The sequence below is a fragment of the Vibrio sp. OPT18 genome, assembly GCF_015163615.1.
GTDB lineage: Bacteria > Pseudomonadota > Gammaproteobacteria > Enterobacterales > Vibrionaceae > Vibrio > Vibrio coralliirubri.
On record NZ_JADDYK010000036.1, the window covers coordinates 13,380 to 34,524 of the forward strand.

A 21,145-nucleotide genomic window follows, 5' to 3' on the forward strand; every position below is an offset into this window, starting at 1 on the left:
TCTGGGCGTACCTTAAATCGGTCAACCACAACTTCAATGGTGTGCTTCTTATGAAGTTCAAGTGCTGGTGGATCGGATAGATCACAGGTTTCACCATCAATTCGGGCACGGATAAAGCCTTGCGCAGCTAAGTTTTCCAGTGTTTTAACATGCTCACCTTTGCGCTCTTTGACAATCGGTGCCATCAACATCATCTTTGAACCTTCAGGCAGTTCTAATACCTTGTCGACCATTTGGCTGATGGTTTGCGCAGCTAAGGGGATGTTGTGGTCTGGACAGCGGGGTTCGCCAACTCGCGCATACAATAATCTAAGGTAGTCATAGACTTCAGTAATCGTGCCGACGGTTGAACGAGGGTTATGTGAAGTCGATTTTTGTTCTATTGAGATAGCTGGAGACAGGCCTTCAATATGGTCGACATCCGGCTTTTCCATAAGAGATAGAAATTGACGAGCGTAAGCAGACAGAGACTCAACATAACGACGCTGACCTTCTGCGTAGAGTGTGTCAAACGCAAGTGAAGACTTTCCTGAGCCTGACAATCCGGTGATGACAGTCAGTTTGTCACGTGGAATGGTTAGGTTGACGTCTTTGAGGTTATGCGTACGAGCGCCTCTAATTTCTATTTTATCCATCTCAATAGACCATGTAATTTTAAGTGGCTAAAGTATTACATAGAGTGAGATTTGTGCAAAGTTTTACTGGATAAAAAAACAGTAAACAAAAAGGGCAACTCAAAGAGTCGCCCTTTCTAAGATTAGTAACGCTAGTGATTAACCAGTCGTTATGCTTCTTTCTTTGTCGAGTGTTTACCTAGCTCGATTTGCTGCTGGTCTTTCTTGTATAGGTTTTCGAAGCAGTAGTTTGTTGCTTCGATATAGCCTTCAACACTGCCACAGTCAAAACGCTGGCCTTTAAATTTGTAAGCCAATACACAGCCCGCTTTTGCCTGTTTTAATAGAGCATCAGTGATCTGTATTTCGCCGCCTTTACCAGGTTCAGTCTGCTCGATCAATTCAAAGATATCTGGAGTCAGAATATAACGACCAATGATCGCTAGGTTGCTTGGTGCTGTACCTTGCTCTGGCTTCTCTACCATGTCATCAACTCGGAAAAGGTCATCTTTGATCATCTCGCCAGAGATAACACCGTACTTATGAGTTTCTTCTTCAGGTACTTCTTGTACAGCAACAATAGAACAGCGGAACTGTTTGTATAGCGCAACCATTTGAGCTAGTACGCCTTGTTGCTCGTTCACACAAAGGTCATCGGCAAGTACAACAGCGAACGGTTCATCACCTACCAGCTCGCGACCCGTCAAGATAGCGTGGCCAAGGCCTTTCATCTCACGTTGACGAATGTAGGTGAAGTTTGCCGCTTCAATCGTTTCACGGATATTAACCAATAGGTCTTCTTTATTGGTGCCGCTAATCTGGTGTTCCAGCTCGTAGTTTTTATCAAAGTGATCCATGATCGAGTGCTTACCACGTCCAGTAACGATACACATTCCATCCATACCAGCTTCGATAGCTTCCTCTACACCGTATTCAATCAGAGGTTTGTTTACCACAGGCATCATTTCTTTAGGCATTGACTTGGTTGCAGGTAAAAAACGTGTACCGTAGCCAGCTGCTGGGAAAAGGCACTTTTTGATCATGATAAGACCCTTTATCTATAATAATTATTGACTCAACCTGAGTGGTTGATATTTCTGAGGGCAACTCTAGCACAAGTTATGTCGAAAATTCAGCAACAATACCTATGGTTTACTAGAGCTTCCCTCAAAATTATCGTCAGATTAAGAGGCCGATCGATTATGCAAGCAGGTTCTGGTTGGCCCAAGCAATGGCTTGAACCCTATTTTTGACCGCCAACTTACGGAATATCTGATAAAGGTGAGATTTAACCGTGAATTCACTAATAAACAAGTCATCGGCGATTTGTGTGTTTGATGACCCCGACTGAAGACAGCGAATCACCTGAATCTCGCGAATGGTTAAATCGACGTTGGTTGGTGTCGTGTTGGTATTGACCATATTACGATAATAAAACAGCAGTTGATTGGTTACCTTCCTTGGCAACCAGTTCTCACCATCGATGACTTCTTGAAGACCACGAGCAATCTTGTCTTTTTGCTCGGTGTTATAAAAGAGCCCTTTTAGTACCCCATAGGTAAGAAGCTCAGATGTGGGAAGTTGCTGAGGGACATTGAATAAGATGATCTCATGGTTTTTCCACATAACAGTCAGGTTAGGACAAATAATCAGTAGCTGTGGCACCTCTCTGTAATCAACGAGCAAGATCCGGTTACTTTGCTTTCTATCAACTAGCATTAATTCGTCGGGCGTCATTTTGTAGAGAATAATAGATAAGTGCTTTTCTATCTCTTTTACATGTAGATAGGTGTCGTTTGGGTCGATGCACAGAAAATGCAAAGTGCGAGCGTATCGTGATTTTCTCATTGAAACGTCCTGTTTAAGGGGGATTAGATTCCACGTTGTCATGCAGGCTTTCGCTTCTCTAGTACCTTAATAGTGACTTGCGTTGAATATCAATTATCAAAGTAAATGAGTGGTTTGTAAGTGGAGAAAAAAGCAACATCGCTCTGAATATCATGATTTGTTACGTTTTTATTCTTTGTAGTGAGGAGAGAATAGGAATGCGATTTATCACTGCAGAAAAGCATGCTATTCTTGTGCGCTAAAATTTTCTGAGACTATGAATTTAGACGGAGCAAATCATGGCTAGCCGTGGAGTTAACAAAGTTATATTAGTGGGTAACCTAGGTAATGACCCTGAAATTCGTTACATGCCAAATGGCGGCGCAGTAGCGAACATTACCATTGCAACGTCAGAATCATGGCGTGATAAAGCAACTGGCGAGCAGCGTGAAAAAACAGAATGGCACCGTGTTGCTCTGTTTGGCAAGCTAGCGGAAGTTGCTGGTGAGTACCTACGTAAAGGTTCTCAAGTTTACATTGAAGGTCAACTTCAAACTCGTAAATGGCAAGATCAAAGCGGTCAAGATCGCTACACAACAGAAGTGGTTGTTCAAGGCTTCAATGGTGTAATGCAAATGCTTGGCGGCCGTGCTCAAGGTGGTGCTCCTGCTCAAGGTGGCATGGGTAACAACCAGCAGCAAGGTGGTTGGGGTCAGCCACAACAGCCACAACAACAGCAGCAACAATACAGTGCTCCAGCTCAACAGCAGCCGAAAGCACCTCAACAAGCTCCTCAGCAGGCTCAACCTCAATATAATGAGCCGCCAATGGATTTTGATGATGACATCCCATTTTGACGATTACCTGAGACCTAGTTTTGTTAAATTTGATTATTTAAGTCAAGTATAACAAGAGGTTGAGAGAAAAAGTTTACAGTGAGTGTTACAACTTCTGTAAACTTTTTTTATGTCTGAATTTTGGTTAGGAGTGACCTTGAGTTTTTGTAAACTAATTAATCGTAAAGTTCAGTTTAATTGTATTTATTGGTGGTTTGTTTTAATTTCATTAGAATCTTGTCTATAAATGTAGTTTTTACTTGTAACTCATTGCTTTGCAAGTAATTTTTACATTATCCATATGTTCTCTTTAGTGTTTCTATTGCCTTTAAATTGATTTTTTGTTGTCATTTTGTGGTCTTTATCTCGTTTTTTGTCTTGTGGTTTGTGTTTTTAGTGATTATTCCTTTTGTGGTTTGCTAGGGTAACTTCACTTTGAATCAAACAGGTGGTAGAGATGAGGTTGCAATATGGTGCTGAACTCGTAAATGATTTAATCAATGTGTCCCGCTTTCTGGAGCAAGGGGTCAACAACTCTACTCTTTGGGAGTTGGTATGTGGAAGAGTGACTGCCTACTTACGTCCGGCTTTTGATGAGATAAAGGCGTTGAGTAACGATCCTTCAGAGTCACTACACCATGGCTACTATGTGTTACGAGATTCTAAATCAGGACGAGTGCTCCTTGATGTTGTCTTCAATGATCCAAAGCCTATCGGTGAAAGTGTTGAGGGGAAGGGATTGTACATTCTTGAATTTGATAGTGAATTCTTCGATGAGCAATGCCTGAAGGAGGTGTTGCTTCCTCTTCTCGTTGTTCAAATATTTGATGATTTTCCTACGTTGAGTTACGTAAAGATCAATCGAAATATTGAGCTTGTGAGTAGCTTTCTGTTGTCAGAGTTCTTTGACTTGGAAGAGAGGATTGTCACCGTGAGGCGCGAGCAGGTCTGGGCAATACAGCTTGCGAGAGAGGAAAAATGAAGATTACTAAATTCCAATTAGCTAGCGGTGAAAGTTACTCAATTCTTCTAGATGAAGACGCTATACCACTACCTTACCACAACCTTTTTGTCACCTTGCATTATCGAAATCAATCTAATGCCAGTAACACATGCTATCGTGTTTTTGAGCATCTTAAATACCTTGATGAAATCTGTCAGTTTGAAAAAATTGATCTGATTGAACGATGCAAGGTCGGTGACTTCCTGACAAAAATAGAGTTTGAGAACATCAAGAAACACTCAGGCTTTACAGTGGCATCATTCCGCGAAATGGTTGCTAGACATGAATCTTCCAATGTTGTGAGTATCAAGCAAAATAAAATCGAAACGGCAAGAGCCAATATCATCCCCAATCCAGAGGGTGACATATCCCCTCACACGGCTTACAACCGATTAACTGTGTTTGCGCAATTTATTGGCTGGTTGGAAGAAGAGTTGTTTCCTTCTAAGGATTCCACGGCTGAGGTGGAACTAAAAAAACTTAGGGGAGGTAAGTTCGGTACGTGTGACGAAGCCCTTGATTGGGACGATTGGCGCTCTCTAGAGCCAGTTCAAAAAATACGAGTCCTTGATGTGGTTCATCCAGATTCTTCGGAGAACCCTTGGAAATCAGAATCTCTTCGATATCGTAACCAGCTCATCGTAAATATGTTTTTTGCCATCGGTTGCCGTCGTGGAGAATTACTTAAAATCAGAGTAAAAACAGACCGCAACAGTTCCGATATCAGAAAGCGCGACAAAGACGGTCGTTACTTCGTGATGCTCCGCGCTAACTCAGACTATACCGATCAACGTAGGCACAGACCCGAGGGGAAGACGTTGGGACGATATGTGCCGATGGATAAACGTCTAGCCGAGATGTATGAAAACTACCTTATCCACCATCGCCCTAATGCTGCTGGCTCTGAACATATCGAGTTTCTTTTTGTTACCCACAATCATAAGCAACAAAGTAATGCAGCCTTATCCTTAGCTCAGGTAAACAAGATTTTTCGTGAGATTTCTAAGGTGGTTGGTTTTAGGGTTCATCCTCATGCGTGTCGTCATACGTGGAACGATGAATTCAGTGGCTTTGCAGATAAACGCATTGCTGAGGGGAGAACGACAGAAGCCAAGTCTGAAGCTGATAGGCAAAAATTGATGGGGTGGAGAGAGGATTCTAAAAGTGCGAAGCGTTATTCCAAACGCCATGATGATAAACGAGCTTTGGAAATGGCATTAGACCTTCAGGAGGAAGCGTCAACCACCATAAGTTCCATCGTTCAGCAGCGAGATGAGGAATTTTGGACGGGAGATGATTAACGTGAATCACTACGATGTGAATTTTGACTTTGCAAGTGATGGTAAGGTCTCGATATCAATGTCACATAATGGTTTTGAGTTTAATTATCTGTCTAGCCGATGGACACTTAATCGAGATGTGACACTATCAGTCGGCTTTCTAGATTCTTTTGTGCAGCCATTACAAGAAGATATTAGAGAGGTATTGGTGTATTACGCTGAAACCTCATCTGCTAAACATACTCAAAACATTGCAATACAACTTAAGTTATACCAAACAATTACAGGTCAAAACGACTTAACTGAGCTGGGTTTTGCATCCTTTAAAAACAAACTTCCTAAGAAAGAGTGGTACAAGGTTTCGGTTGTAAGGGGAATGCTACGCCAGATGCGTTACTTGAAGTTGGATAAACATATTGATGATGCAGTGTTTAGGCTTACTGACCAATGGCGATTAGGCGGCAATGACAAAGGCGTTGCTGTTCTTACTCTAGATCCTGAAACAGGGCCATTCAGTGATTTAGAGTTTGAGGCTATCGGGTTACATGCTGCACATCGATACGCTGAAGGGAAGTTAAGAGTTGATGAGTACGCTTGCCTCTCAATGTTTAAAGCGTCGGGTCGACGTGGTGTTCAGATTGCATCCATAAAATGCAAAGACTTTTCGTACTCTTCCGAATACACAGGTTCTCCAACGTATGTAGTGCTGATCCCTAAAGCAAAAATTCGTCGAGGGAAATTCCGCAGTATCCTAAGGCCTTATGCTTTAGTGAATTCGGTTGCACAAGTTGTTGAGCTACATATCAAAGAGCAAACAGCAAAGGTGGAAGAGGCTTTAGGGCGGAAAATGACGCCTGAAGAACAAGGCGAGCTGCCCTTGTTTATCGACGTCGGCACCATTGAAGAAATTCAATCAATAGCCCCAGATGCCTTAATGGATTACCTCAAATCCGAGCTGCCTCATATCAAAACCAGTAATTTGAGCAACAGACTAAACACTGCGGTCAAAAAGCTGAAAATTATTAGTGAGCGTACTGGTGAAGCCTTGAAATCAAACGCTTATCGTTTTCGCTACACCCTCGGTACGCGTGCCGCAAGGGAGGGCGCTGGCGTGCTTACTCTTGCTAATTTACTTGATCATTCTGATACGCAAAATGTAAAGGTGTACGTTGCAAATACCCCTGAACATGCAGTCTATATTGCAAAAATCATGAACCAACCATTGGCTCGCTACGCCTCTGCGTTTGCAGGAAAACTGGTTGAAGATGAGGATGAAGCCAATGCCGAGAATAAAGGTGCGGCACGTATTCCTTGTCGAGAAAAAGATTGTGATGTCGGCTCTTGTGGCACAAGCAGCTTCTGCCACGACTATGCCCCAATTGCGTGCTATTTCTGTCCTAAATTCCGTCCATGGGCACATGCCCCTCACCACCTAATTCTTGAGTGGCTGGTTGAAGAACGTGAGCGATTAATAATAGACACAAATGGTGACATGCAAATCGTCTCAATAAATGACCGTGCCATTCTAGCGGTATGCCAAGTAATTCAGCTATGTAGGGAGTATAACAATGGCTGATGTATTGATTTTTAAGCCTAAACATGAACTTGAGCATACGAAAAACCAAGCTGACTTCATTGAGTTCGGACGTCAAATCGCACCACTGAACGATAAGTATGTTTATGACCAACACTATTGGGCTAAAGTCGGTAACTTTACTATTTTTGGTGCAAATAGCCGACAACGAAATGAAGGTGAGTTGCTGGATGGGTCTCTAATTCCCTTTGCAAAAAGCTACATCACCTATGGTGGCGGAACCAAAGCTGGCATCAACGTTAAATTCCAAGCCTTGCGCGCAATCAATGCAGGCTGGCAACGGCTACACAAGGGTGAAGATTTTGAAACCACTAAGCTCAATGCAAAAGTTTTCGACTCAGCTCAACGAGCAGCTAAGGAATCGTTAGGTGCAGGAGCTGCTTATCAGGCTGGGCGGGGCTTGAATAATCTTCTCAACTTCTTGATTGATTATAAGTTACTGAAGCCATTTAGGTGGAAGAGTAGACTAAAAAAGCCCTCTGAGAATTCAACGGGTGATAATGCAGATAAGAGACGGCAGGACAAAATGCCGGATGAAAATGCGCTGCTGGCTCTTGCCTCTGTTAATGCACAAAAAATAGAAGACTTAAGTCCTAGGGACATATTCACGACATCTACGATGGGTTTGTTGATGGCAGCTCCTAATCGTGGTTCAGAACCGCTATACCTGCTTTCCGACCCCATTCACATCGATGAGCTGAAGATCTGGGAGGTGCTAAAAATAGATGGTTTTACTAAAGATGATGTGAGGGAAATCCTTAAGTACCAACAAGAAAACAATATTGTTTTTGAGGCTGATGAGGGGAATGAATTTGATAACGATGGGAACGTCATAGAAGAGGATGAAAAAAGGAAAGAGGACGCAGTTGAGGAAGCGTTAGATCTTTCTGCAACCATTCAGATTAAGGGAATAAAGTGGTACTCAGGTAAGGATTTTGGGCACGCACACAAGTGGGTTCCCACGTGTATGTATGGCGTTGTCGAAACTGCTGTAGAGCGTTTACGTGCACAGTCAGAGTCAGCACGACAATTTGCAAAAATGCTAGAAGAGAGTTCGAGTTTCCCTAGGCATGAATTATGCCCTGATGTGCCTGAAGACCAGCTATTGACTCAGGATGAGGTTGCAATGGCACTGGGCTTGGAGATGCCCAAATATGGCAATCTTTCCAACACCGGAAATCGGAGAAAATGGCAAAGTGCTAGAGCGAAATTATTAACGCGCAAAGGAGTCTTGCGTAAAGACTATCAAGTTACGCTCCGAGATTTGAACCTAATACTTCGGGATGCACTACCAGAAGGCTTTCCTTACATACCATTTGATAACGGCAATGGGCATGTGAAAATTAAGTGGTCGCAAGCTTTGTATTCAGGATTCACTAATTGCTTCAGCACTCAAAAGCCAACCATTCCGACTGAATTGTACATCCCCACCGTTGACACGCTAAACGAAGATCTTGCGCCAACAAAGAAAAAAAACAGGGCAACAGGTGGACAACTAACAGGTACGTTTTCGGTCTTTCAGCGTTGGGGACATGGTGATTTGTCCATAACATCCCATCAAATTCGGCACATGCTAGACACTTTGGCCTCTGTGAATGGCATGGATGGGCAGCAACGAGCTAATTGGGCTATGCGCAGTGACCCGAAACACAATCGTTATTATGACCATACCACCCCAGAGGAGTATGGTGCTGACTATATTGAAGACCGAGAAGCAGAGCTTGCCTCGCAAGACTTGATGAGCAACCCAACAACAGGCACAACGCAAATTCAGGTGCAGGTTGCTACCCCTCGAAGCCTTCAAGAACTGAACACTAGGGCTTCACTAACGGCGCATACCAACGAGTATGGTATGTGTGTGACGTCATACATGGCAGAGCCTTGCACGAAATATCGTGACTGTATCAACTGTGATCAACAAGTTTGTGAAAAGGGGGATGACGGCAAGTGTGAGCGTATCCGCAAGCGCATAAAAGACGAGAAGAAGCTGCTTAAAATGGATAAAAAGGCAGTTGATGATGGCGTGCAGGGGGCTGTGCAGTTCTATGAACGCAGGAAACTTACCACAGAGCGCTGTGAGCAACTACTTACCATGATGGAAGACCCCAGCATCGAAGATGGCTCTCTAATTAGGCTCCTTAATGTGGAGGATGTCACTCAACTCGATCGCGCAATGGATGCTAATGGCAAGAAGCGCTTACCTAGAATTGAAAACTATCAACGAATCAAGGCGATTCAAGCTCAGAAGGTGACGATTGATGAAATGATTGGTGTTGAGAGTATCCCGGAGACAAAAGATGGCGAATTGTTTGAGGATTTGGATGATATGGACTGTATGGATTTTTTCGAGGACTGATTGTTATGGCTAAACATTTAACAGACGAGGACATCAGTGACGTTTGTGATCTATTGGATGACTGGCCGATGGATGCCAAATTAACGTGGGATAGGTTGGTAGATGCGGTGGCACATGACTACAGGCTCATCACTACTAGGCAAACATTGCAAAAGCAGGCTCGTATCAAGACGGCATTTAAAGAGGTTAAAGCACTTGTCTCAGGCAATGCACCTAAAGCTGTTGCTGCACGCACTAGAACTTTGCCATCCAGCTTGAAGGCAGCGGCTGACCAACTAGAAAAGCGCGATCGAACCATTGCACGTCTTGAGTTGGAAAACAGCAGGTTTCTAGAGCAGTTCCACACATGGTTGTACAACGCAACTCAACATGGAATGACGGTTGAGCAGTTAAATGAACCATTAGAAGCCAAGCAACAGAAGTGAGTAAGCTGATGCTAAATAAGAGAAAAATAGGAAAAACTTTATTGAATGCGAGAAAAGGCAAAGGCTTAACACAACGTGACATTGCGGCAAGGATTAATGTGCCAGCAACAACAATCTCAAGAATCGAAAATGGTAGGTTTTCAGGTTCGGTTAGCACTCTTTACTACTATGCGAATTTTCTAGGGTATGAGATCACGCTAGTTACTATGTCTACCGAGCTACCTGACTGGCATGAGCTGGATACGATGTTCGACGATGATTAATCTATTCTGTCGGTATGATTTTATGGTTTGAAACTGAGCCAGAGGTAAGTTGACTAAGGTCATTGGTAGGGGGAATATGGATTAAGTGTAGTAACTCATACTCGATCTTACACACCCGCAGGTTAGTCACGACTAGATCGTACAGGTGACTTGTTGGTGTCGTAACTAACATTTGGACAAAAGTTAGTTAGGGCTGACACTCTAAACCTTGCGGTTCAGATAAGTTGTGTTTAGGAAAAAATAATTATGGCTGCTAACGCAGCCATAAGCATGCTATCGCTTATTGACCGGAGAATACTCATTTGTGTTATCCGTGTTCTTCATTTGCTTGTAAGTTGAGCAATATCCCCTTCTCTGACTCTACTACAAGTGGTTGAAAGCTATCATCGAGCTTTAATTTCAAATGAGGTTCAGGTGTATACTCGCCCAAAGCTTTCTTTATAGCAGGACAGTTATTCCTAACATCAGTTTGGAGCTTTTTAACCGTAAGAAACAGAAAATCTGATTGCATAACCGCGTGAATAGGATGCTTACTCGACGAAAAGCCACCGCCTAATGGCATGTATTCTGTTCCGTCGCTCACAACAATATTGGTATTCCCTGCTTTTTTCCGCAAAGTCCGCCTTTGTTCAGTAGTTAACACAGGTGCATTAGAATTAGTCTTGAAGATATAAGGTTTAATTAAATGGGGCCAGTTATCATGCATAATTTGAACTAAATCGGTGTTTGTCCAAGTGACAACTGAACCATCGCGTTTCTCATGCTTCAAGATATCAATTAGGTACGCATTGCTCTCATTAAAGTAAACAAACAACAGCTCTTCACTTCGACTTTCTTTAAAATGTAAGTGATAAATACCCCACTCAGATCTGAGCAAATCGGCGTGCTTAACTTGATTTATTTTCTTAACTTTATTGCTCAGTAATCCATTGACGTCTTCTCCACTCTCGAGTTTTCGTACAATGTCACTAATTTCATTCCGTCCATCCAGTTTACTTGAGGTATGGACATTCCATTGAGTAATAGGGATTCTTCTAGAGTAAACTGTGAAAAAGTGAATTAATAAATTGCTTAGGTCGTAATGCTGAATTTTGCTTTTTAGCTCTTCACTGCGCTTATCTTGTAATCGCAATTGTTCGTATGTAGGAACTATTAGTCCAGCCTCTTTAAGCAGCCTTTGAAGCTCATCAGCTAGGTCAGATAAAAAATCAAAATTCATCTACGAACTCCTTATTGGATATAATGCATCATGCTTGAATAAAGGGCGTTTACTAGCCAAAACTGATTAAAACGCCTAAATTACGGCATTTCTATGAAAAATGCGCCACGGATAAACGTCCTTCATTCATGATATTGTTAGATTTCTATACTCTGTAACCTACATTTCTCATTTCTAACTTCAATTGCTCTTGCCACTCAATACCTGTATCCATACCTACATAAACTACGCCACTAATATCGTTTGGCGTTTCGATGTCTCCTTTGACTACAGCACATACTCTTGGGCGACCTAATTTGCCAATAAGATATCCATGTTCGAAAACAACATTTTGGCGCGCACGGTATCGGCCACTTAAGGCTCCAACTTTTGCTCCGGTATCACAAGGCGTGTAAAGCACAATCCCAAACCCAACATTTGAGTAATGCTCGATTTTTTCAATGATTGTCATTCCGGAACTTGCCTGCATATGGAGGATTATTGGTTCTAACCCTAAGCTAGTAATGAAATTTGAAACATCTAATTTTGCTAGGTCATCATGCCCATGTACGATGAAAACTTGCGATTTATTAAAACCTTGAGAATCTGAAGTGTTTGGTTTAACGACTGGAGGAAGTGGCATTCTCGATTGGATGGCTGCATTTACTTGAGCTTGATTCAGATAACCATGTTTTATGAGAATTTCAAATATTGGTTCATCTTTGACTGCCCAATGCGTGCGAGAAAGTTCAAACCTCCCCAAGTCGATATCAACACGCATGTTCTCTATTGCGCCTTTTGGTAGCGAAGGAAGAATAGGGTCAAATTCGAAGTCGATAACTACTGAACTGTTACGTAGCCTAATATTTGTTATGTAACCAATTCTGGATTGTGTCGCCTCATTTTCGGTAACAAATAGAGCAGGAAAGCTTTTCAGTTCACTAATTGCATTGTCATCAAAAAATTTGTACCGCTCACTGATTTCATTAGCCGTATACTCTACAACAGCACGACTTCTATCACACTCATATGGCGAGGAATCCCAACTCTCTGGGGCGTATGAAACAAACAAATTAAACAACTTCATTCTCCATTGTCACAGTGCGTAATGAAAATCTAACAATTTATTAGATCCCAAAGAGGGGTAATTATACACTCCATTTTGTTTTCTTTACGCATCTACCGGACACCATATTTAAGCGCAAACAATTGTTTTAAATAGTGTATCACCATACGCCATAAAATTATGAACGAGAAAATACGACTAATTGGGGGATTTCCACATACATCTCGTTTTGCATAAGGAAACCTATCGCAAACTATTGAGGCAAGGCTTATGTGGTTTGCTATCGCTAACTAGGAAAGGGGCATAAACGAGCCTGTGCATTTTCTCATTAACTCAGTGCGTATTAGTTGGCGTATGGAGTCACTCATTTTACATGCCAAATTCCGAAACCAATGACCATCGCTAAATTAGTTCGGAACTCCGAACTGTTTTCACCAAGCTACTATCTGCGCAAATTAGTTCGGAACTCCGAACTGTTTTCGCTAAACTGCTATCCGCGCAAATTAGTTCGGAACTCCGAACTGTTTTCACCAAACAACTATTGTGTTTTGAAATGGGTTAAAAGCTACTCGAAGGTAAGGTTTCTCACATTTCAAGTTTACACATACTGGTCGCTGACAAGTCCAAGTCGCTTATAGCCAAACCAAGAAATGATTCTTCTATATACAAGCCATTAACACTCGGACAATTCAATTCAATTCACCACGGCATACCAAGTGACAGAATGTGCTCTGCCACTTGTCGTGCTCGTTCTGGGTGCTGTGCTAGGTATGCTAATGGTGTAGCGCCGTTGAAAGGCGAATTTTTGTTTTTCATGCTCATGAATTTTTGTTGGTTAGCTGGATTATTAAATGCCATAAACAGAGAGTCGTGTATGTAGTCCAGCACGTCATCATCAATAGTGGCCGAAATCCTCTTTGCTTGTTCTTCCGTTGCACCCCATGTATCCAACAACTGCTGTATTCTATCCATCTGTGACACTCTCTAATTTAGCTATATAGGAAAGTCGCCCACCATCTGCATTCATAAACCTCGAATGAGTACTAATGAGATATCAATAGCACTCCAATGTAGCTCAAGCGCGATCTAATGACCGCCTCATTGTGAGGCCATGAGCAATGATGTTTGACCCGCTGAACTGATAATCCAGTTATACTACTAGTAATTCAATATAACTCAGCTTGAATTAGGGAAGATGTAAATTGTGGAGCAACTTAACAAAGAAGCGTCGATAACGTTGGCGAGGGCCGTGATGACGCTGTTTGGCTACTGGAATATTCCACGTAGCACTCAATGTTCGCTGCTAGGTATAAGTCTAACAAACACCAACAGATTGAGAGCAATGGAACGTGGGATTAGAGGTATCCCTATGGGGCGGGATTCACAGGAAAGGATCCGCAACCTATTGGCGATCCACAAAAATTTGAGAGTTCTTTACCCGCACAATCCCGAGATTAGATACGGTTGGGTCAATATGCGCAATGCTAAGCTACATGGCCGTACTCCAATGGATATAATGGACGCCGAAGGTTATATCGGTATAGCGAAAATTAAGAGTTTCCTAAACACGAACTGCCAGAGGTGAAACGCGCTTAATGTCGAACCAAGTACTGGTATTGCTTGGTTCAAAAATTATTACTACGCAACACCATAGCGTTAACCCAATAAACTAAACCTAGCGATGGCTAGGTTTAGTTTATCTGCTGAGCTACCTCAAGTTGAATTAGTTTGAATGTAATCTGTCGGTTTCGCTTCCTCGATGTAACTAGAACTGACTGGTTGCCCTAAATTTGCTAGCTAAAACCCACGGTATTGTCTGGTATTGAAATTCTGAACCGAGCAATACCGCTCATGTTTAACGAGCTGTATGGGTGGTGTGACACGAAACTGCCCCATTTCCAGTTAGTGCTTTTACTCATTCACACCTTGTTAATGTGCGTTTTCCATACTAAAAGTTATCCGAGTTCAGCATATCCAGAAATTCTCTCTCAAAGAGTAAACTAACTTCTCAATTCGAGTGCTAAGCTGTTGATTTAAAATTGAAGACCCAAGAGAAAGAATGCATTATAGAAGGATGAAAAGCGCCTTTTAACCGTCTAGTAAGCGTTTGGCTTACATCGATATAATCAAATTTTCAACAGAGTCATCAGTATGGAAGTACAGAAAAAACTAAAGTCAGTTGATGTTAAGTTACTTGATGAAATATTCGAGATGGGGGCTGGGTATGTCCTTGATTTTTCGAATCGAACATTCTCAGAATTCTTTATTGAAGAGCTAGGTATTAATATCGACAGTCCTAGCTATGCCGTAGATGGCGGTAGTAAAGCCAAAAGATTACGTTGTTATCTACGTCAGGCAAATACTAACGAGGTTATAAAAGTATTGCTCGCATTATGGGATTACCGTGAGGCTATACGTCGTCGTTCGGGTCAAGAAGAGGCCATGGAGCTAGCAAAATCTGAGTTCTATTTGCTGATTGAAAAGCTAGGAGGAAAGGCTCCTGAAAGTGTTCACTATAAAGCAACGAGAACAAGCTTTTCAAACATACCGAGTCACGTAGCAGATGAATTTTTAAACAAGCTAATTACTGTTAGCAGCTTGGAGCCGCAAGCTAGAGGCTATGCATTCGAGAAATTCTTAAAGGAATTATTTGATGCTAATGGTTTAGATGGTAGATCTTCATTTCGGTTGATAGGGGAACAGGTTGATGGCAGTTTTGAAATGTCAGGCGAAACTTATCTTTTAGAAGCTAAGTGGACCAGTAAACCTGTTGATGCCGCAGATCTACGTTCTTTTAATGCAAAGGTTGAAGACAAAGCTTCATGGGCAAGGGGACTTTTCATTAGTGATTGTGGCTTCTCCGAAGAGGGGTTATTAGCTTTTGGCAAAGGGAAAAGTTTAGTTTGCATGGACGGTCTAGATCTTTGCAATATGTTGCAAGAAAGGCTTTCGTTGCAAGAGGTATTATCTAAAAAGGTACGTCGCGCAGCAGAGACTGGTAAGCCTTTTGTTCGTCTTAGAGATCTTTTTTAGCGCCCAAAAAATAGGGGGCAGATCTTGCCTTTTTCTAGTCTAGACAGAGCGAGTACTCCGGATGCCCTTATAGACAGAGACACGATTTTTCCCGTAACTTAAAGGGTTACTTCAAAGTGTGGTAATACATATTTGATTTGAAGCGACATTGTAAGGACTTTACGAATCATAGGCAAAAGGCAAGATCTGACCCTGCTAGTTTGTTAACACACTTCTGCCCCATTCCTTGTTTCAACAGATTAACTACTCATTTCAGTAAAGCGTCAGTTGGCTTACTTTTCCTAATGCCAAAAATCTGTTTATTATACTTAAGGAACATCAATTTGATCCCATCGACTCGCTTAGAAATCTGAAAAAGAGTTTTGATTTCATGTGTTGAGCAACTTAACTGTTCGCTTGCTTTGTGGTGTTCGTAAATCTTGTTGACTATCGGCGGCTTTCTATGTTCTTGACACATATCCTTTTCTTGTCTTATTAGTTTGGTAATATGCACTCATTAGATAAAAAGTGGGTTTGATATGAAGCTGTTGAGATTTGAGGCAAAAGCCGTACATGATTATCTGGACTTTAACGTAGATTTTAGACCAGACGTCAACTTTTTCGCAGGGCTAAATGGAAGCGGAAAAACTACAGCTCTAAAAATGATTATGGCTATGCTCACGCCATCATTAGAGCAATTACGAGAAATTGAGTTTTCCGTTTCAAGATTAGTAATTGAAGATAAAAACAGAATAATCAATATCGCTTATCGAAAGACTGAAGAAGGCTTATTAATTACGCTAGATGGACATAGAGATGACCATAATCAAGATTTAATCCCATGGGAATTTTTGGAATCTCCTAAGTCTCGTCATCGCTGGGATAGGGAGCAAAGCGAAACATTACGAAACATAAGTAAGATTACCACACCAATTTTTCTAAGTTTGGATAGAAGATTTATCAAGTCTTCTCTAGATGATGAGTTTATCTCTTCCATCAAATATTCAAATGAAGAAGTTCGTTATTTCAGAAATGAAATGCACCACCGTGCAGCAAAAAGAATTAAGACTGGTGATGTTAGTGTTGATGAAGTAGTAGCAATGATTCATGAGGCCAGCCTTAGAGCTAAAAATGTTCAGTCTAGAGCTGATAAGAAACTAAGAGATAACATAATCTTAGATTCATTGGTGTTCGGTGAGGCTGACGTTAGAGCACAGTTCCCTACACGGACTACATTGCGTGAGCTTCAATCTAAACAAATGATGATACGAAAGACGTTAGATAATTTAGATGTATCAAACAAAGCGCTGGAAAAAAGATTTGATGCTTTTTTCTTTAAGTTGGAAAGTATTGTCAATAAGATTGAAAGATTTGCTGGTATAGAAAAGTCTGCGTTTGAAAGAGAAATTGTTGATGAAGATTTTCAAGAGGCTATGTCTGAATGGGTTATAAATCAAAATCAGCTAAAGCGTATTGATAGACTGTTTGACTTGGTTCAGAAATATCAAATAGAGAAGCGCGGTATTTATAAAGACTTGAATCGACTTGAAGGGTTGGTCAATAAGTTTCTAAATGAAACTGGAAAATCTATTCACATAAATCAGTTAGGTCAGATAAAAATAAGAATAGGAAATACAGAGAGAGACTTATCTGTACTATCTTCTGGTGAGCGTCAAATTTTAATTATGTTTGTTCACTTAGTGCTGGATAAAAAACTTAAAGGTGGCATTTTCATCATTGATGAGCCTGAACTTTCCTTGCATATATCTTGGCAAGATATGTTTGTAGATGCAGTACTAGAGGCAAATCCTAACCTACAGTTAGTCCTAGCTACACACTCACCATCAATTATCGGTGGTCGCAACCATATGTATGTTCCTCTAAATGGTGGGCACTAACATATGTATGGTTTGCCAGTAAGGTCGAATTCAGCAAATCGTAGTATTGGTCTGTTCTATAGAGATTTGCAAGATATTGAAATATACGTGGAAGATGATGAGGCGGAAGCTCTTTACACCATGCTTTTATCTAGAGCTGTCAATCATGAAGTCAAGATTAAAAAGGTCATATCTCTACACGGTAGAGGTAAGGTTGTAGAGCACTGTGCGGAATACAACGAAGATTCGCCAGCTCTTTTTATCATTGATGGTGATTTAGATTTATTGCATGGAGAGAGAGTTCAGGGACTTGAGCGCCTATACCAACATAAATTGTACTGCGTAGAAAATTACTTGTTTTGTAAGAATGCGAGTGCAGAACTGCTAAGAGATGCATCTGGACGCTTAATGCCAGAAGAAGCGTTAGAGGCACTTGATTGGGATAATTATCTTAGCAGTTTGACTGAGCCGCTATTGAAGTTATTCAAGACGTATGCAGTTGCATGGAAGCTGATGCAAGAAGGTGGTATCAAGACCGTATCTCGAAGCTACTATGATGTTTGTAGAAAAGTTTCTAGGGCTAGAGGCTCAGCAGTATGTGATGGCCGAGTACAAGCAGTGATTGATGAAATTCAAACATTAGTCATTGCAGCGCATGGACAAGATACTTACGACCAACTTTATCAGAGTGTTGAGAGCGCGGTAGCGAACCTAGACAACCCCTTACATGCCATTTCAGGAAAAGATTACTTATTGAAATCTCTCCGTGATTACTTGCAGTTCAAGGGGGCAGCTTACAACTATGGCGATGGTTTTAAGTTCAAGTTAGCGAGGTATTGTGACACCGAGCCGTTAGCTGATTTGAGTGATGCTATTAAGTACACAGTTAACACAGGCCCTTATCAGCAAACAGCATAAAACTAAGCAGAATGGACACATAGTTCATTCTGCTTAGAATTATGCATATCAACAAGAATGAGTTAAGCGACTTTCCATACTTATACTAATTGATGCTTTGCTAAGGTTTGTAGTTTCCTAAACTCATTTCTGTCCAATTGTGAGTTGCGATACCAACAGGTTGCCTGTACGGCCTAGTTGTTCCTTACCAGAGCGGGTGTTTAAGACAGAGTAAGAGTCACTACAAGTTAGTTTGGTGCCTATTCGTCATATCGATCCATTTCTTGATCTAACGTAGATAGTTCATCGAGAGCTTTTAAGCGCTTGTCCTGCGTATTGACCTTTTGAGTCTAACTTATCTAGATCGCGTTCTTTCATCGGTACCTCCATATTCCTGTTTTACAGTATGCATCACATCTGGGTTGATACGGACTTTCTAACAGGCACTTTTCTATCAGATGTTTAGTATGATGGGTTTAAAAAAGGTTTGGCGAGATCATCTTTTTCTCGATCTAATTGAGAAAACGTAGTTACGATGGTGCTAAAATGATTCCTAAACTTAAAGAGTTTTCTGGCTAACTTTTTGTAAAGTTTTGATTGTTAAAAAAAGAAACTTTACGTAATTCGTTACATTTTGCTGTTAGGCTTTTGTGAAATGTACATATGGTAAGGGGATGAGGTGGCCAGTCGGCCATCAAGGTCACCACAACCATTTTAAGCCCTGTTTTTAATATATTATAAAGACAGTATTAAATTGGAAAAAGCCGCGTTCATCGCGGCTTTTTGTTACCTACAATTCTTAACGCTTTATTTACAACGTCAATTTATAGTATAAGTAGCAATACGGTATAATGTGAGTTGAAAAGGATTTCGTTATTCATGAGATATACCCCGACACTAAAATTGAGCACTCGATTGGTCGCATTTGTCACCGTGATAGTGATCAGCGCGATGTTCATTCTTTTTATTGGTGGCACACTTTCCTTTAAGCGTATTGGACAGGAATATTTAGACCATTATTTGGTTGGTATTGTCGACGTTGTAGATAAAGAGATGGAAGACCCCGACGCCGCGTATTCAATGCAGCGTTGGATGCCTAAGATGTTGCAGGCGAGCAATATTGTTGAGATGAAACTCTCGAACAAGACAGGCATCGTTTATCGTTTCAAAGATACCTCCCCACAAATTGATCCTAATCGTCTTTATGAGAAAAGCTTCATTTTAGAGCGTAATGAAGGCTACCGAATCGAATTTAAAGCACTTCCTCCTTATATTGGCTACAACTACTCAATGGAAGCGATGTGGTCAATTACTTTGGCTGTCGCATTGGTTCTGTTCTGTCTTGCTCGCGGTGTTCGTTGGTTGAAAGAGCAACTCATGGGTTCTGAGATCTTAGAAGAGCGAGGAAGAATGATCTTGGCCGGTCAGGTTGAAGCTCATGCAAAGGGAGATGAGCGAGAGTGGCCTTATACCGCAAGTGAAGCCTTAGATGTCTTGATCGAGGAGCTGCAAGATGCTCGTCAAGAACGAAGTCGCTTTGATACCTTTATTCGTACCCATACTTTCCTAGATAAACTTACGGGAACCGCAAACCGAGTTTTATTCGATAATAAGCTGGAATCGGCACTGCATGAAAGTGGCGCACGAGGCGGTGTGTTACTGATACGTATCGACGAATGGGAGCAAGTTAGTGATGCAAACGACAAGCAAATCACTGACGGCTTTATTATTGAAGTCGGCGAAGTACTGTCGAATATCGTTCAGCGCTATCCCGATGTCATTTTTTCTCGCTATTACGAAGCGGACTTTGCTGTATTTATCCCTCATCAGGGAGCAAAAGATATTGCGACCTTGGCTGCTCAGTGTTTAAGGCAGTTAGATAAGCTAACCCCGCCAGAGCCTTTAGAATCGGATAACTGGTGTCATATCGGTGTGACCATGTATACCGAAGGTGAGCGTCATAGCCAGATCATGGATGAAACGGAAACGGCATTAAAGAGTGCTCAGTTAGAGCGTATTAATAACTGGAGCCGCTACCCGAAAGAGAATAAGAATGAGCTTGATAGAGGCAGTGTTCGTTGGAGAACATTGCTTGATAAAGCCCTGCTTCCTGAAAATTTAGTAATCTTTGCTCAGCGGTGTTATCTTATGCCGGAATCTGGTCAAGCTAATGAATTACATAGAGAAATATTTACTAGAATTCAGGATCCTGACAAAGGTTTATTGAAATCGTCTCGATTTATGCCTGCGGTAGAGCAAGTGGGTTATCAAGCTCAAATGGACCAATCGGTTCTAAAGGTTGTGTTGAAATCGCTGAAAGAATCAACTCAATCGATTAACTATTCGGTGAATCTGAATGTTACCCCGTTTGCTAATAAACAGCACTTTAAGTGGTTTAGGAGTGAGTTGTTACAGCTCTCTGCTCAACACCGATCTCAGCTTGCGTTTGAGTTTCCAGAAGGGCACTTGATTGCTCATCTTGATTATATGAGACCGGTGGCAAAGATGCTGCGAGGTTTAGGGTGTAAAGTTGTGGTCGGCCAAGCTGGACGAACCATTGTTAGCACTCACTACATTAAGGACTTGAAGGTTAATTATATTAAGCTTCATCGAAGCCTAATAAAGAAAATAGATCAAAGGCATGAGAACCAACTGTTTGTTCGAAGCTTAATTGGGGCGTGCGGTGATTCTCCAACTCAAGTTATTGCTGTTGGAGTCGAGACAAAACAAGAAAAGAATACCTTGATAGAGTTAGGCATTAACGGCTATCAAGGGAGATATTTCGACGAAGAACAACAAATTATCCCTTTGCCTAATCAAGCAGAAAAGGCCGCGAAAGCGGAATCTGTTGTCAAAGTTGGACGAAGAAATCGATGGCGTAAGAGTAGTAGTTAAAA

16 protein-coding genes and 1 pseudogene are annotated in these 21,145 nt (G+C 41.5%); 11 read left to right on the forward strand and 6 right to left on the reverse strand.

The window, feature by feature from the left end; genetic code table 11:
* From IQQ51_RS26815 to IQQ51_RS08180, 3 genes and pseudogenes are all read right to left on the reverse strand, one after another.
* Nucleotides 1-635: pseudogene (locus tag IQQ51_RS26815) on the reverse strand (excinuclease ABC subunit UvrA); the annotation flags it as partial.
* 149 nt (nt 636-784) lie between these two features.
* Entirely contained in the window at nt 785-1,657 is an 873-nt protein-coding gene (galU, locus tag IQQ51_RS08175) for a UTP--glucose-1-phosphate uridylyltransferase GalU (protein WP_017061340.1), read from the reverse strand.
* Between the two features lie 157 nt (nt 1,658-1,814).
* Nucleotides 1,815-2,462, reverse strand: coding sequence for a LuxR C-terminal-related transcriptional regulator (locus tag IQQ51_RS08180; RefSeq protein ID WP_029405754.1), 648 nt, complete (start codon nt 2,460-2,462; stop codon nt 1,815-1,817).
* Between the two features lie 278 nt (nt 2,463-2,740).
* Between IQQ51_RS08180 and IQQ51_RS08185 the strand changes: the two genes are divergently transcribed.
* The 7 genes from IQQ51_RS08185 (at nt 2,741) to IQQ51_RS08215 (ending at nt 10,198) form a co-directional block, all read left to right on the forward strand.
* A complete protein-coding gene (locus IQQ51_RS08185) occupies nt 2,741-3,298 on the forward strand; it encodes a single-stranded DNA-binding protein (RefSeq protein ID WP_017061342.1) in 558 nt (185 codons plus the stop codon).
* Nucleotides 3,299-3,734: 436 nt separating this feature from the next.
* Nucleotides 3,735-4,259: a hypothetical protein gene (locus tag IQQ51_RS08190; RefSeq protein WP_193840794.1), complete on the forward strand. Its 525-nt coding sequence runs from the start codon at nt 3,735-3,737 to the stop codon at nt 4,257-4,259.
* Complete coding sequence (locus IQQ51_RS08195) at nt 4,256-5,581, forward strand: tyrosine-type recombinase/integrase (protein ID WP_193840795.1); 1,326 nt, start codon at nt 4,256-4,258, stop codon at nt 5,579-5,581. The genes IQQ51_RS08190 and IQQ51_RS08195 overlap by 4 nt, the downstream gene beginning before the upstream one ends.
* The gene (locus tag IQQ51_RS08200; RefSeq protein ID WP_228012745.1) at nt 5,574-7,136 is read left to right on the forward strand and encodes a site-specific integrase; all 1,563 of its coding nucleotides are present in this window, start codon (nt 5,574-5,576) and stop codon (nt 7,134-7,136) included. Before IQQ51_RS08195 ends, IQQ51_RS08200 begins: the two co-directional genes overlap by 8 nt.
* A complete protein-coding gene (locus IQQ51_RS08205) occupies nt 7,129-9,510 on the forward strand; it encodes an integrase (protein ID WP_193840796.1) in 2,382 nt (793 codons plus the stop codon). Before IQQ51_RS08200 ends, IQQ51_RS08205 begins: the two co-directional genes overlap by 8 nt.
* A gap of 5 nt (nt 9,511-9,515) precedes the next feature.
* Nucleotides 9,516-9,935: a hypothetical protein gene (locus tag IQQ51_RS08210; protein ID WP_193840797.1), complete on the forward strand. Its 420-nt coding sequence runs from the start codon at nt 9,516-9,518 to the stop codon at nt 9,933-9,935.
* Entirely contained in the window at nt 9,932-10,198 is a 267-nt protein-coding gene (locus IQQ51_RS08215; RefSeq protein WP_193840798.1) for a helix-turn-helix domain-containing protein, read from the forward strand. Before IQQ51_RS08210 ends, IQQ51_RS08215 begins: the two co-directional genes overlap by 4 nt.
* Before the next feature lie 307 nt (nt 10,199-10,505).
* Here IQQ51_RS08215 and IQQ51_RS08220 read toward each other — a convergent pair whose 3' ends face one another.
* The 3 genes from IQQ51_RS08220 to IQQ51_RS08230 form a co-directional block, all read right to left on the reverse strand.
* A complete protein-coding gene (locus IQQ51_RS08220; protein ID WP_102540397.1) occupies nt 10,506-11,417 on the reverse strand; it encodes a hypothetical protein in 912 nt (303 codons plus the stop codon).
* Nucleotides 11,418-11,562: 145 nt separating this feature from the next.
* Nucleotides 11,563-12,477: a TIR domain-containing protein gene (locus IQQ51_RS08225; RefSeq protein WP_102518557.1), complete on the reverse strand. Its 915-nt coding sequence runs from the start codon at nt 12,475-12,477 to the stop codon at nt 11,563-11,565.
* Nucleotides 12,478-13,161: 684 nt separating this feature from the next.
* Nucleotides 13,162-13,434 (reverse strand): hypothetical protein, encoded by a 273-nt coding sequence (locus IQQ51_RS08230; protein WP_050654258.1) that lies wholly within the window; start codon nt 13,432-13,434, stop codon nt 13,162-13,164.
* A 1,179-nt stretch (nt 13,435-14,613) separates the two neighbouring features.
* Between IQQ51_RS08230 and IQQ51_RS08235 the strand changes: the two genes are divergently transcribed.
* The 4 genes from IQQ51_RS08235 (at nt 14,614) to csrD (ending at nt 21,143) form a co-directional block, all read left to right on the forward strand.
* Complete coding sequence (locus IQQ51_RS08235) at nt 14,614-15,495, forward strand: restriction endonuclease (protein WP_193840799.1); 882 nt, start codon at nt 14,614-14,616, stop codon at nt 15,493-15,495.
* A 518-nt stretch (nt 15,496-16,013) separates the two neighbouring features.
* Complete coding sequence (locus tag IQQ51_RS08240; RefSeq protein WP_193840800.1) at nt 16,014-17,372, forward strand: AAA family ATPase; 1,359 nt, start codon at nt 16,014-16,016, stop codon at nt 17,370-17,372.
* A 3-nt stretch (nt 17,373-17,375) separates the two neighbouring features.
* Nucleotides 17,376-18,269, forward strand: coding sequence for a DUF4435 domain-containing protein (locus IQQ51_RS08245; protein WP_193840801.1), 894 nt, complete (start codon nt 17,376-17,378; stop codon nt 18,267-18,269).
* Nucleotides 18,270-19,127: 858 nt separating this feature from the next.
* Nucleotides 19,128-21,143 carry an RNase E specificity factor CsrD gene (csrD, locus tag IQQ51_RS08250; protein ID WP_052880155.1) on the forward strand — a complete coding sequence of 672 codons (2,016 nt, stop codon included), beginning with the start codon at nt 19,128-19,130 and terminating at the stop codon, nt 21,141-21,143.
* The last annotated feature ends 2 nt before the right edge of the window (nt 21,144-21,145 follow it).

Bases quoted from the DNA above. Each gene is read 5' to 3' on its own strand.
- galU (WP_017061340.1), bottom strand. From the start codon at position 1,657: ATGATCAAAAAGTGCCTTTTCCCAGCAGCTGGCTACGGTACACGTTTT.
- IQQ51_RS08180 (WP_029405754.1), bottom strand. From the start codon at position 2,462: ATGAGAAAATCACGATACGCTCGCACTTTGCATTTTCTGTGCATCGAC.
- IQQ51_RS08185 (WP_017061342.1), top strand. From the start codon at position 2,741: ATGGCTAGCCGTGGAGTTAACAAAGTTATATTAGTGGGTAACCTAGGT.
- IQQ51_RS08190 (WP_193840794.1), top strand. From the start codon at position 3,735: ATGAGGTTGCAATATGGTGCTGAACTCGTAAATGATTTAATCAATGTG.
- IQQ51_RS08195 (WP_193840795.1), top strand. From the start codon at position 4,256: ATGAAGATTACTAAATTCCAATTAGCTAGCGGTGAAAGTTACTCAATT.
- IQQ51_RS08200 (WP_228012745.1), top strand. From the start codon at position 5,574: ATGATTAACGTGAATCACTACGATGTGAATTTTGACTTTGCAAGTGAT.
- IQQ51_RS08205 (WP_193840796.1), top strand. From the start codon at position 7,129: ATGGCTGATGTATTGATTTTTAAGCCTAAACATGAACTTGAGCATACG.
- IQQ51_RS08210 (WP_193840797.1), top strand. From the start codon at position 9,516: ATGGCTAAACATTTAACAGACGAGGACATCAGTGACGTTTGTGATCTA.
- IQQ51_RS08220 (WP_102540397.1), bottom strand. From the start codon at position 11,417: ATGAATTTTGATTTTTTATCTGACCTAGCTGATGAGCTTCAAAGGCTG.
- IQQ51_RS08230 (WP_050654258.1), bottom strand. From the start codon at position 13,434: ATGGATAGAATACAGCAGTTGTTGGATACATGGGGTGCAACGGAAGAA.
- IQQ51_RS08235 (WP_193840799.1), top strand. From the start codon at position 14,614: ATGGAAGTACAGAAAAAACTAAAGTCAGTTGATGTTAAGTTACTTGAT.
- IQQ51_RS08240 (WP_193840800.1), top strand. From the start codon at position 16,014: ATGAAGCTGTTGAGATTTGAGGCAAAAGCCGTACATGATTATCTGGAC.
- IQQ51_RS08245 (WP_193840801.1), top strand. From the start codon at position 17,376: ATGTATGGTTTGCCAGTAAGGTCGAATTCAGCAAATCGTAGTATTGGT.
- csrD (WP_052880155.1), top strand. From the start codon at position 19,128: ATGAGATATACCCCGACACTAAAATTGAGCACTCGATTGGTCGCATTT.